Below are 13217 nucleotides of genomic sequence, written 5' to 3' on the forward strand. Positions count from 1 at the left end.
GATTGGCTGATGAAATATTATCTCAAAATGAAATTGACGCCCTGTTATCTGCGTTGTCATCTGGTGAAATGGATGCCAACCAGCTGAAACAAGATGAAGCGACGAATAAGGTGCGTGTATACGATTTTAAACGTGCATTACGTTTTTCCAAAGATCAAATTAGGAGTATTTCACGCATACACGAGAATTTTGCACGGTTATTAACGACTTACTTTTCAGCACAACTAAGAACCTATGTACATATTTCTGTAGCATCGGTTGATCAAATTCCTTATGAGGAGTTTATCCGTTCCATTCCAACAATGACCATATTGAACATTTATAGTATGTCACCGCTAGAGGGTAGAATTATTTTTGAGTTTAATCCGAATATAGCATACGCTATGCTTGAAAGAATGTTAGGCGGAAAAGGTGGTGGAGTGAATAAGGTAGATTCGCTAACAGAAATTGAATCTACTTTAATGACTCAACTATTTGAAAATGGCTTGGATAATTTACGGGAAGCTTGGGCTTCTTTTGTAGACATAGATCCAATATTGGAAGAGTTTGAGGTTAATCCACAATTTTTACAGCTAGTATCACCAAACGAAACTGTTGTTGTTGTGTCTTTAGATACGACAATTGGTGAAAGTAGTGGAATGATTAATATTTGTATTCCTCATGTTGTATTAGAACCAATCATACCTAAATTGTCTGTTCATTATTGGATGCAAACAGAAAAGAATAAAGAAAGAAAGCCTGGAGAATATGATAAATTAACGAAAAACTTAGAAGGTGCAACATTAGACATGCAAGTATTATTAGGCAAAACGAGCATTACTATGAATGATCTATTAAACTTGCAAAAAAATGATGTGATGCAATTAAGTCAATCTATCACAGACCCATTAGTGATGATGGCTGACCAAGAGCCGTTGTTTTATGTTCAACCAGGTAAGAAAAAGAATAAACTTGCGGTTCAGATTTTAGAAGAAATAAAAGGGGGTAACCCAATTGATGAATGACGGAATGTTGTCACAAGACGAAATTGATGCACTACTTAATGGAACAGATGATAATCAATTGAGTGATTCAAGTGAAAATGAAGAAACAAAAATAGAAGAGGTTCTATCTGAAATTGAAACAGATGCGCTAGGTGAGATTGGCAATATTTCATTTGGAAGCTCAGCTACAACTCTATCTACGCTACTAAGTCAAAAAGTAGAAATTACAACACCAACAATATCTACTATAAAGCAAAGTGATTTAGTAAAGGAATTTCCTAAACCACATGTAGGAATTGAGGTTCAATACACAGATGGTTTTGAGGGCGTCAATTTGTTCGTATTACAATCAAGTGATGCGGCAATTATTGCTGACTTAATGCTTGGTGGTGATGGCCGATCAGCTAATGAAGATTTAAACGATATCCATTTAAGTGCTGTTCAAGAAGCAATGAATCAAATGATGGGTACAGCTGCTACAAGTATGTCTACTGTATTTCACAAGCGTGTAGATATATCACCTCCATCAATTATGGTTTTTGATGTACAAGCTGAAAAAAATAACGAATATATTCCTAAAGATGATGTGTTAATTAAAGTATCTTTCCAATTAAAAATAGGTGATTTAATTGATTCGAATATCATGCAAATATTGCCTATACCGTTTGCGAAAAAGATGGTGGATGGGTTATTAAATCCTCCAACAAATGATGCGAAAGATAAGCCGGAAGCTGCTAGTCAAGCTCCAGAACCGGAAGTACGAACACAACAGACAAATGATGTGCAAGCCATGAGTGAAAATACACCATCCGCACCTAAGCATTTAGGTGAAAGCACACATGAAAATGCGACGGTTCATTCAGCATCTTTTTCTAACTTTGAGGAAGTTGATTTACCTAAAAATGAAAAAAGAAATCTAGATATGTTATTAGATATCCCTCTACAAGTAACAGTAGAATTGGGGAGAACATCTCATACAGTAAAAGATATATTAGAATTATCTTCTGGATCAATTATTGAATTGGATAAACTTGCAGGAGAACCTGTAGATATTCATGTGAATAATAAATTGATTGCACAAGGTGAGGTTGTTGTAATTGACGAGAATTTCGGAGTGAGAGTTACAGATATTGTTAGTCAATCAGACCGATTAAGAAAATTAAAGTAGAACCGATGGAGGTAATGAAATGGGACAGAGAATATTGATTGTTGATGATGCAGCTTTCATGCGTATGATGATTAAAGATATATTGGTGAAGAATGGTTTTGAGGTTGTTGGTGAAGCGCAAGATGGGCAAGAAGCAGTAGAAAAGTATAAAGAACATAAACCTGATTTGGTTACTATGGATATTACAATGCCTGAAAAAGACGGAATCACAGCTTTAAAAGAAATTAAACAAATGAATCCTGATGCAATTATCATTATGTGTTCAGCGATGGGACAACAAGCAATGGTTATTGATGCTATTCAAGCAGGCGCAAAAGACTTTATTGTAAAGCCATTTCAAGCTGACCGTGTAATAGAAGCAATCCAAAAAGCATTGAGTTGAGTAAGTAATGAAGAAAAAATATATAACAGTTTGTTTTTTGTTACTGATAGGTCTCTTTTTAATACCTAATACGATAGTTGCTTCATCAGACAATGATAATGTTTATGAATGGTTAAATGATGATGCCAATAAACAGGATGATTCAGAAAGAAACAACACTGATAATCAAGTAAATAAAGTTGATGAATCAAAAGAAGTGATAATCGACGAAAATCGCTCAACTAATTTTTTTGAAATTATCGTTCGTATTATCTTTGCATTGTTGCTCATTGTTGCTTTAATTTATGGGATGCTAAAGTTACTTAACAAAAAAAATAAGTTAACTCGTTCATCTAATCTATTGAATAATCTAGGTGGTATTCCGCTAGGGACAAATAAATCAGTACAGATCATTCAGATTGGTGACCGTTTATTTGTAGTAGGTGTTGGTGAAAATATTGAACTTCTAACAGAAATTAAAGAACAAGAAATGAAAGAACAGTTGCTGGAAGAAAATGATACAAATAACTCAAGCGGTGCCAGCGTTGCAAAAATACTTGGTAACACATTTAGCAATCTATCGAATAAAAAAGAAAAGAATCAAGATGAAATATCAGATTCTTTTTCTAACATGTTTAAGTCTGAATTAAATCATTTAAAACAGACAAGAACGAAAATTACGAATCGCTACAAACGTAAGGAAGAAGATAAAAATGAATGAATTTGTTGACTTATTTTCAAGTACTGATCCAAGTAATGTTTCAACAGCTGTTCGATTACTGCTGTTATTAACCGTATTTTCATTAGCTCCAAGTATCATTATTTTATTAACTAGTTTTACTAGGATTATTATAGTCCTTTCTTTCGTTAGAACATCATTGGCAACTCAACAAATGCCGCCAAATCAAGTTTTAATAGGAATTGCTTTATTCTTAACCTTTTTCATAATGGCACCGACTTTTCATCAAGTGAATCAAGAGGCCATTTCACCATTATTTGCAGAAGAGATCACTCTCGATGAAGCGTACGATAGAGCAAGTGTACCCTTGAAGGAGTTTATGTCAAAACATACAAGACAAAAAGATTTAGCATTGTTTCTAAACTATAGCGAATCCGAAAAGCCTGAACAGGTAGAAGATATTCCGTTAACAACATTGATACCAGCATTTGCAATCAGTGAGTTAAAAACAGCTTTTCAAATGGGCTTTATGATATTTATTCCATTCTTAGTAATAGATATGGCTGTAGCTAGTGTTCTAATGTCAATGGGTATGATGATGTTGCCTCCGGTTATGATCTCATTACCTTTTAAGATATTATTGTTTATTTTAGTAGATGGTTGGTATTTGATAACTGAATCATTACTGCAAGGGTTTAGTTAGTTGTATAAAGAGGTGAACACATGAGTGCAGAATATGTCATTACATTAGCTGAGCAAGGAATTTATACTGTGTTAATCGTTACAGGTCCATTGTTGTTATTAGCACTTATTGTTGGTTTATTGGTAAGTATATTTCAAGCTACAACACAAATACAAGAACAAACGCTAGCTTTTATTCCTAAAATCGTTGCTGTGTTAGTAGGTCTAGTAGTTTTTGGACCTTGGATGCTTGTAAGGATGGTAGAGTTTGCGAGTAATATATTTCGAAATTTAAATCAGTTTGTAGGTTAGTAGAATGTTAGAATCGATTAATTTAAATTATTTACCAGCCTTTTTACTTATACTAGTTCGATTTGTTGCTTTTTTTGCAACTGTACCAATCTTCTCATATCGAAATATACCAAATCAATTTAAGATTGGCATTGCTTTTTTCTTAGCGTGGATTACCTTATATACAATCGAAGCTCCCGAAATTGCAATTGATCTTTCTTTTATCATGTTGATAGGAAAAGAAGCATTAATTGGCTTATTATTAGGTCTTATCGCATATATGATTCTAGCCGCTGTGCAGATTGCAGGTGGATTTATTGATTTTCAAATGGGATTTGCGATTGCCAATGTCATTGACCCTCAAACAGGGGCACAAGGACCTTTAGTAGGACAATATTTTTATACGATAGCAATACTTTTTTTATTAACTGTTGACGGTCATCATTTACTTCTTAATGGTGCGATGTTTAGTTTTGAAATAATTCCTTTAGATCAATTAATTAATTTTAATAATGAAAATTTAGCGTTATTTATTGTTTCGACTTTCAATCAATTGTTTCTAATAGCCTTTCAATTAGCAATTCCTATCGTTGGTTGTTTGTTTTTGGTAGACGTAGCGTTAGGGATTATTGCGAGAACAGTGCCACAGTTAAATGTTTTTGTGGTTGGATTGCCGTTAAAGATTTTAGTTGCCTTATTTGTAATATCCATGTTTATCGTGATGTACATCTCAATTGTAAAAGATCTTTTCACACTTATGTTAGAAGCGATACAAGTGCTGATTAAATTATTTGGAGGAGCTTGATCAACATGCAATTAAAGCTAGACCTGCAGTTCTTTGCTGGTGAAAAAACAGAAAAAGCAACTCCAAAAAAACGTCAGGATACTAGGAAAAAAGGACAAGTTGCTAAAAGTCAAGACGTGAATACAGCCATTTTATTATTTTTAGTTTTTTTGTTATTTATCGTTATTGGCGGTATGTGGAAAGGGCAAATGACGGAGTTGTATCAAAAGTCATTTACTGAGTACATTCATTGGGAAGTGACAGAGAATAATCTACATACGATGATGGTTGAAGTGACTGCTTATGTAGCAAAAACGCTCGCCCCGGTAATGGTGGTAGCAATTGTAGCAGGTTTAGCAGCTAATTTTATGCAAATTGGTTTTCTTTTTACTGGTGAGCCATTAAAGATGCAGCTAAATAAAATTGATCCTATTCAAGGAGCAAAACGAATTTTCTCGGCAAGGGCTTTAGTTGAATTAGTTAAATCCTTGTTGAAAATTGTTGTAATAGCTTCGATTACTTTTTCAATTCTGTGGTTAAACAAAGATGACATGATGATGTTAGCAGGAAAAAGCGTCGATGGTGCATTAGCTTTTTTTGGTAATGTTACAGTATTAATGGGTATTTTTTCTGCTATTGCATTACTCGTTCTTTCTGTAATTGATTACGCCTATCAACGTTATGATTATGAAAAAAATATTCGAATGTCTAAAAATGACATTAAAGATGAATATAAGAATATTGAAGGGGACCCACAAATTAAAGCGAAAATAAAGGAACGCCAACGTCAAATGGCGATGAGAAGAATGATGAGTGAAGTTCCTAATGCTGATGTGGTGATTACCAACCCTACTCATTATGCTGTTGCAATTAAATATGACGAAAACAAAGCAGATGCTCCCTATGTTGTTGCTAAAGGTGTTGATTTTGTTGCACTGAAAATTAGAGAGATTGCAGAAGCAAATCAAGTAGCACAAGTTGAAAATCGACGTTTAGCAAGAGCATTGTATGCAAATGTAGAAATTGGCGATATCATCGATGAGACATTTTTTCAAGCGGTTGCGGAAGTTTTAGCGTATGTATATCAAATGGAACAAAAAGCGTGATAGTTAGAAGTTAGGAGAGAAAATGATGAAAGTAAGAGATTTGTCCGTACTACTTGGTGTTATTTTAATTATTGTTATGCTAGTCATTCCTTTACCAGGTTGGCTGCTGAGTGTTCTTATATTATGTAATATTTCTTTAGCATTAATTGTAATACTTGTATCAATGAACACAAGTGAACCCTTACAATTTTCTATTTTTCCCTCTTTACTACTTCTTTTAACCTTATTTAGACTAGGTTTAAACGTTTCAACAACTCGTTCAATCCTATCAGAAGCAGATGCAGGTGGTGTTGTAGCTACTTTCGGTACATTTGTAATAGGTGGTAATCCGTTAGTTGGTTTCGTTGTATTTACTATTTTAGTTATTATTCAATTCTTAGTTATTACAAAGGGAAGTGAGCGTGTATCAGAGGTAGCTGCCCGTTTTACTTTAGATGCGATGCCTGGTAAACAAATGAGTATTGATGCTGATTTGAATGCCGGAATGATTAACGAACAACAAGCGAAAGATAGACGTGAAAAAGTTGAAAGAGAAGCTGATTTTTATGGTGCAATGGATGGTGCAAGTAAATTTGTAAAAGGTGATGCCATTGCCGGAATTATTATCGTTCTTATTAATATTATTTTTGGTTTAATCATTGGTATGATGCAAATGGGAATGACTTTTCAAGAAGCAATTGGTACATACATGCAGCTTACGGTTGGAGATGGTCTAGTAAGTCAAATACCAGCATTGCTAATCTCTACTGCTACTGGTATTGTCGTTACACGAGTCTCCTCGCAAGGGAATCTTGGGAGTGATGTAACAGAACAATTACTACGATACCCTAAGCTCTTATACATTGCAGCTGGAACAATATTTTTATTTGGTTTTACTCCAATAAATTTCTTTTTAACAACTAGTATTGCTTTAATCTTAGGAATTAGTGCATATTGGTTATCGCGACCACCTGCTCAGCCAGTTGTTGATCATGAAATTGAAGAAGAGCAAGCAGAAAGTGCACAAATGCAATCATCTGAAAATGTAGTTGATCTAATAAGTATGGATCCAATTGAATTTGAATTTGGCTATTCGCTTATACCATTAGTAGACACCAATCAAGGTGGGGACCTAATGGACCGGATTGTAATGATTCGTAGACAATTGGCAATTGAATTAGGTATTGTTATTCCGGTTGTTCGTATTCGTGATAATATCCAACTCAGTCCAAACACCTACCAATTAAAAGTAAAAGGTAACGAAGTCGCTCAAGGTGAGTTGATGCTAGATCATTATCTAGCGATGATACCGGGTGAAGATGATGAAATTGATGGTATAGATACAACGGAGCCCGCGTTTGGCTTACCGGCTAAATGGATTGATGAGGAAGATAAGGATAATGCTGAGCTGTCTGGCTATACAGTAGTTGATCCTCCTTCAGTTGTGTCTACACATATTACAGAGGTTATCAAGAAGCATGCCCATTTATTATTGGGTAGGCAAGAAACAAAACAGCTTATTGACCACTTAAAAGAGTCTAATCCTATATTGGTTGAAGAGGTAACACCTGAACCGTTATCGATTGGAGATGTACAAAAAGTACTTTCAAAATTATTACGTGAGCAAGTTTCTATCCGTAATTTACCGGTGATATTTGAAACATTAGCAGATTTTGGGAAAATGACAAACGATACAGAGTTATTAGGAGAGTATGCTAGACAAGCGTTAGCTCCACAAATAACAAAACAATATATGCAACAAGGTGGCATGTTAAAGGTGATAACCATTGCAGGCGAAGTTGAACAAATGATTGCTGATCATATTCAAAACACTGAACATGGCAGTTATCTAGCACTAGATCCAAATACACAACAAAAAATTATTCGTTCTGTAACAGAAAAGGTTGAAGCAATTTCCCTAGAAGAAGAGATACCAATCATATTATGCTCTCCAACCATTCGAATGTTTGTCAAGCAATTATTGGATCGTTTCTTCCCACATGTTGTTGTCTTATCTTATAATGAACTTGAACCAGATCTGGACGTTCAAAGTATAGGGGTGGTGAATGTGGCATGAAGATAAAAAAGTATATTGCTCCTACAATGCCAGAAGCAATGTCGAAAATTCGTAAAGAGTTAGGTAATGACGCTGTGATACTTAATTCAAAAGTAATTCAAACGGGTGGCATTTTTGGTCTGTTTAAAAAGAAAAATATAGAAGTGATAGCTGCAATTGACCCTGATATTACCAAACAGGAATATTTCGCTGAACCAAAGAAAGAGGTTAATGCCTCGCCAGCAAAGCCTGTTTTCTACAAGACTGAGCAGACAAATGAACAGAAACTTGTATTAGATGAAGTAAGGTCATTACGTAAGTGGGTGGAAGAAAATAATGCAAGTCAACAAATAGGTTCTTTCCCTCAGAATTACGAGTCGGTGTATACGAGTTTAGTTGAGCAAGATGTTGATGCATCTCTGGCAAAAGATATTGTATCCAAAGTAAGAGAACAGTTTTCAGAGGAAGAATTAACTGTTGATCAAATAAAGCAACATATTAGAACAGATATTCAAGCGGAATTAAATAGAATTGGTTGTGGAGGTATTACGTATGACAAACAATTCATTCATTTAGTTGGTCCTACTGGAGTAGGTAAAACGACAACCATTGCTAAAATAGCGGCAAATGCCATGTTAAAAGATAAGAAAAGTGTAGCTCTTATTACAACTGATACGTATCGAATTGCTGCAATTGAACAACTAAAAACATATTCAAAAATACTTGATGTTCCAATTGAAATTGTTTACAACTTGACAGATTATAAAACGGCAAAAGAAAAATTTAAAGATTATGACCTTGTTTTAGTTGATACAGCTGGGAGAAACTTCAGAGATCCTAAGTATGTACAAGAACTAGGAAAGGTTGTAGATTTAGAACATGATATTGACACATATCTTGTTTTATCATTAACAACAAAGTCAAATGATTTAGTGTCTATCTATCAGCAATTTAATCAAATTCCTTTAAAAGGGATTATCTTTACAAAATCAGATGAAACAGTAACATACGGCTCGATGTTAAACCTAAGTCTTCCAAATGAAGTTGGTATAGCTTATATGACGACTGGACAAGATGTTCCAGACGATATTCTTGAAGTAACTGCAAATAATATAACTCAATTAGTGGTCGGAGCGAACGAAAATGTCTGATCAAGCAGCAAATTTAAGAAAAAGAATTAATCAAATGAATGGAGAGAATTCAGCAAAGACAATTTCGGTAGTTAGTGGAAAAGGTGGAGTTGGCAAGTCTAACTTTTCACTGAACTTTGCAATTACTCTCGCTAAGAGAGATAACAAAGTACTATTATTCGACTTAGATATAGGAATGGGTAATGTAGATATCTTAATGGGGTTACAAGCGAAACAGACAATTGTCGATTTATATGAAAAAGAATTGTCTGTTTATGATATTATTGAATCAGGACCTTATTCACTGTCATATATTGCAGGCGGGTCTGGATTAAAAGAATTATTTCAAATGAGCGAAGAAAAACAGCGCTTCTTTTTAAATCAGTTAGATGAACTTATTCTTGAATATGATTATATTATTTTTGACATGGGTGCAGGTGCTTCATTAGATACGATTCATTATATCTTGGCTTCCGATGAGATATTTGTAATTTCCACACCTGAACCTACATCGATTATGGATGCATATGCGATGATGAAGCATATCCATTACTACGATCAAAGTAAATCTATGCATCTATTAGTCAATCAAGCGTCTTCTAAAAAAGAAGGAGAGCAAACAACAAAGCGCTTACAACAAGTGATGAAACGTTTTTTACAAAAAGATATTTCATCGTTAGGAGTATTGCCCAAAGATAAGGTTGTGTCGAAAGCTGTTTTAACTCAAACACCATTTTCAATGTTCAACCCTGATGCTAAGATCTCGCGTGCGCTTGAAGAGTTAGTCGCTAATTACGAAACGGGGACTGCGAGGAAACGAATGAATGGTTCTTCGACTTTTATAAACAAGCTAATAAAATTTGTAAAAGAAAGGTAGACTGCCATGCAAACAATAAATGTCTTAGTTGTTGATGACTCTGCATTTATGCGGAAAATGATTACAGATATACTTCAATCACACCCTAGAATTCATGTGGTAGATACCGCGCGTAATGGGAAAGACGCATTAAAAAAGGTACAGCAATTTAATCCAGATGTTGTCACTCTAGATGTGGAAATGCCACTAATGGACGGTATAACAGCATTAAAGCAGATTATGTCAGAACAACCTCGTCCAGTAGTCATGCTTTCTAGTTTAACTAGAGAAGGTGCGGATAGAACAATTGAGTCTATTTCGCTGGGAGCAGTTGATTTTATCGAGAAACCATCTGGATCTATTTCTTTAAATATAAGAGAAAAAGAAGACGAGATTAAAGCTAAGGTATTGCAGGCAGTGGACGCAAATATTCCTAATCTAGCAGAAACACCGAAGAAAGAACCCACTGTTCCTTCATTTACACAGCAAGTAAGGCAATCTGTTAGAAACACGAAACCCATTGTTGGGATAGGCACATCTACTGGTGGACCAAGAGCACTCCAACAAGTTCTAACTCGTCTACCAAAAGAGTTTCCGGCCCCTATCGTGATTGTTCAGCACATGCCAGCAGGATTCACGGAATCTCTAGCGAAGCGGCTTAACAATATGTCACAAATTGAAGTAAAAGAAGCGGAGAATGGAGAAGTACTTAAAAATGGTACTGCTTATATTGCGCCAGGTGGGTATCAAATGCGGGTGGAAACAAATGGTGGTATAAGTAAAATTCGCATCTCAAAAGAAGATCCGAGAAATGGCCATCAGCCATCTGTTGATGTGTTATTTGAATCAATGGCTTCATTACATGCATATCAAGTTTATGCGGTGATAATGACCGGTATGGGACATGACGGATCAAATGGTCTGATCAGATTAAAAAAGAAAAAAGCAAATACTATAGCTATTTCAGAAGCGAAAGAAACGTGTGTTGTGTATGGCATGCCACAAGCAGCAGAAAAGACAAATTTAGTAAACGTAGTTGCAGAATTGCCACAAATAAGTGATGTGCTAATCAAACAAATGAAATCCAGAGGTGAAAGCAATGGAAATGAATGAATACTTAGATGTTTTTATTGAAGAGAGTAAGGAACATATCCAAGCACTAAATAGTAATTTGTTAGAATTAGAAAAAGATCCAAAAAATATGGATACAGTTAATGAGATATTTCGTTCTGCACACACACTTAAAGGGATGTCTGCAACAATGGGGTATCAAGATTTAGCAGATCTAACGCATAAAATGGAAAATGTCCTGGATGCTGCTAGAAATGATAAATTAGACTTGGATTCAACGATCATCGATATTGTATTTGAAGCTGTTGATCATATGGAATCCATGGTGTTTGATATTATAGATGGTGGAAATGGTAAAAAGGATGTCTCTGAACTAGTTGCACAATTAAAAGCTATTGAAGAAGGAGAACCTATCCAAGAGCTTAAATCAAATGGAGACAATCTAGCCTCAACAGAATCAACTAATACTGAAGCCCAAATGATTCCGCTAAGTTCACTTGATGAATTTGAGATTACCGTCTTACAGCAATCATTAGAAAAACAATTTAACAACTTTCATATAAGTATTAAATTAGATGAAGGCTGCTTGTTAAAGGCTGCTCGTGTGTACATGGTATTTGAAGTTTTAGAGCAGATGGGTGAAGTGATTAAATCTGAGCCTACGGTAGCTGAGTTAGAAGAAGAGAAGTTTGAAAATGATTTCGCTGTAATACTTATCACACAAGATGATCAAGATACAGTAAAACAAAAAATTATGAAAGTCTCTGAAGTTTCAGAAGTTCTTGTTTCTGCTTTTGAAATGAATGCAGCTGCTGAAACATCTCAAATGGAGGAGAGTGCACAATCATCAGAAAATAAAAGTGCTCCAGTTTCAAAAAGTGAAGAAGCTAAGAAACAAAATACAAGTAAAACAGGTCAGTTAACAAGTAAAACGATTCGAGTGAATATTGATCGACTAGATGCTTTAATGAATCTTTTTGAAGAGCTAGTTATTGACCGCGGACGTTTAGAGCAAATTGCTGGAACGATGAAAGATGCAGCGTTACAAGAAACAGTCGAGCATATGACAAGGATTTCTGGAGATCTTCAAAATATTATTCTAAATATGCGCATGGTTCCAATTGATCAAGTGTTCAATCGTTTCCCACGTATGGTACGTCAGTTGGCAAAAGATCTTAACAAAAAAATAGATCTGACTATTCACGGAGCTGAAACAGAGTTGGATCGAACGGTAATTGATGAAATCGGTGATCCTTTAGTTCATTTAATACGTAATGGATTAGACCACGGGATTGAAACACCAGAAGAAAGAGTAGCAAAAGGTAAGCCAGAAAAAGGCACACTAACATTGAATGCATATCACAGTGGAAATCATGTTTTTATAGAAATATCTGATGATGGTGCGGGTATAAATAAAGAAAAAGTTATTAAAAAAGCAATCAGCAATGGTGTGATTGAGGAAGATCAAGTAGCAACAATGAATGATTCACAAATCAATCAATTAATTCTTGCTAGTGGCTTTTCTACTGCGGATCAAATATCTGACATCTCTGGTCGTGGAGTTGGTTTAGATGTAGTTAAAAATACAATCGAATCATTAGGTGGTTCCATTAAAATTGAATCAGAGTATGGTAAAGGTTCATTATTCTCTGTTCAGTTACCACTAACATTGTCAATTATTTCTGTTCTATTAGTCGAAGTAGGCAAAGAAAAGTATGCCATACCTTTATCTTCAATTATTGAAACAGCAATCATTAATAATAAAGATATTATGAATGCACACAATAAACAAGTAATTGATTTTAGAGGGAAAGTAGTGCCGTTGATTAATCTGAAAGAAATTTTTGAAGTTCCAGGTGAGCAAGAAGATGATACGTTCCACTCCATTGTTATTATTAGACAAGGAGAGAAGATGGCAGGCTTAATTGTTGATTCGTTCATTGGACAAAATGAGATTGTTCTAAAATCATTAGGAAACTATTTAACAGATGTATTTGCAATATCTGGAGCAACTATCTTAGGTGATGGACAGGTTGCTTTAATTGTTGATACAAATGCATTAATTAAATAAG

At 34.8% G+C, this 13217-nt stretch carries 13 protein-coding genes; all 13 read left to right on the forward strand.

Translation table 11 applies throughout. The annotated features are described in order from the left end of the window. Positions 1-2: 2 nt before the first annotated feature. The 13 genes from fliM to HP569_RS00795 are packed head-to-tail and all read left to right on the forward strand — an operon-like array spanning position 3 to position 13216. Entirely contained in the window at positions 3-1004 is a 1002-nt protein-coding gene (fliM, locus tag HP569_RS00735; RefSeq protein WP_182199164.1) for a flagellar motor switch protein FliM, read from the forward strand. Beyond that, positions 994-2151: a flagellar motor switch phosphatase FliY gene (gene fliY, locus HP569_RS00740; protein WP_182199165.1), complete on the forward strand. Its 1158-nt coding sequence runs from the start codon at positions 994-996 to the stop codon at positions 2149-2151. The genes fliM and fliY overlap by 11 nt, the downstream gene beginning before the upstream one ends. Positions 2152-2170: 19 nt before the next feature. Further along, a complete protein-coding gene (locus tag HP569_RS00745) occupies positions 2171-2533 on the forward strand; it encodes a response regulator (protein ID WP_182199166.1) in 363 nt (120 codons plus the stop codon). Between the two features lie 37 nt (positions 2534-2570). Next, on the forward strand, positions 2571-3233 hold the full coding sequence (locus tag HP569_RS00750; RefSeq protein ID WP_182199167.1) for a flagellar biosynthetic protein FliO: 663 nt from the start codon (positions 2571-2573) through the stop codon (positions 3231-3233). Continuing rightward, positions 3226-3894 carry a flagellar type III secretion system pore protein FliP gene (gene fliP, locus HP569_RS00755; protein ID WP_182199168.1) on the forward strand — a complete coding sequence of 223 codons (669 nt, stop codon included), beginning with the start codon at positions 3226-3228 and terminating at the stop codon, positions 3892-3894. The genes HP569_RS00750 and fliP overlap by 8 nt, the downstream gene beginning before the upstream one ends. 20 nt (positions 3895-3914) lie before the next feature. Then, a complete protein-coding gene (fliQ, locus tag HP569_RS00760) occupies positions 3915-4184 on the forward strand; it encodes a flagellar biosynthesis protein FliQ (RefSeq protein WP_182199169.1) in 270 nt (89 codons plus the stop codon). A gap of 4 nt (positions 4185-4188) precedes the next feature. Further along, entirely contained in the window at positions 4189-4968 is a 780-nt protein-coding gene (fliR, locus tag HP569_RS00765; protein WP_182199170.1) for a flagellar biosynthetic protein FliR, read from the forward strand. A 5-nt stretch (positions 4969-4973) separates the two neighbouring features. Further along, on the forward strand, positions 4974-6053 hold the full coding sequence (gene flhB / locus HP569_RS00770) for a flagellar biosynthesis protein FlhB (protein WP_182199171.1): 1080 nt from the start codon (positions 4974-4976) through the stop codon (positions 6051-6053). Positions 6054-6078: 25 nt separating this feature from the next. Beyond that, positions 6079-8109, forward strand: a complete 2031-nt coding sequence (flhA, locus tag HP569_RS00775) for a flagellar biosynthesis protein FlhA (protein ID WP_182199172.1) — start codon at positions 6079-6081, stop codon at positions 8107-8109. After that, positions 8106-9239 (forward strand): flagellar biosynthesis GTPase FlhF, encoded by a 1134-nt coding sequence (flhF, locus tag HP569_RS00780; RefSeq protein ID WP_182199173.1) that lies wholly within the window; start codon positions 8106-8108, stop codon positions 9237-9239. Before flhA ends, flhF begins: the two co-directional genes overlap by 4 nt. Then, positions 9232-10095 (forward strand): MinD/ParA family protein, encoded by an 864-nt coding sequence (locus HP569_RS00785; protein ID WP_182199174.1) that lies wholly within the window; start codon positions 9232-9234, stop codon positions 10093-10095. The genes flhF and HP569_RS00785 overlap by 8 nt, the downstream gene beginning before the upstream one ends. Before the next feature lie 6 nt (positions 10096-10101). Further along, entirely contained in the window at positions 10102-11187 is a 1086-nt protein-coding gene (locus HP569_RS00790; RefSeq protein WP_182199175.1) for a protein-glutamate methylesterase/protein-glutamine glutaminase, read from the forward strand. Next, on the forward strand, positions 11174-13216 hold the full coding sequence (locus tag HP569_RS00795; protein ID WP_182199176.1) for a chemotaxis protein CheA: 2043 nt from the start codon (positions 11174-11176) through the stop codon (positions 13214-13216). The genes HP569_RS00790 and HP569_RS00795 overlap by 14 nt, the downstream gene beginning before the upstream one ends. Position 13217: the final 1 nt, after the last annotated feature.

It is taken from the genome of Paraliobacillus salinarum (genome assembly GCF_014083865.1).
In the GTDB taxonomy this organism is placed as follows: Bacteria; Bacillota; Bacilli; order Bacillales; family Amphibacillaceae; genus Paraliobacillus; species Paraliobacillus salinarum.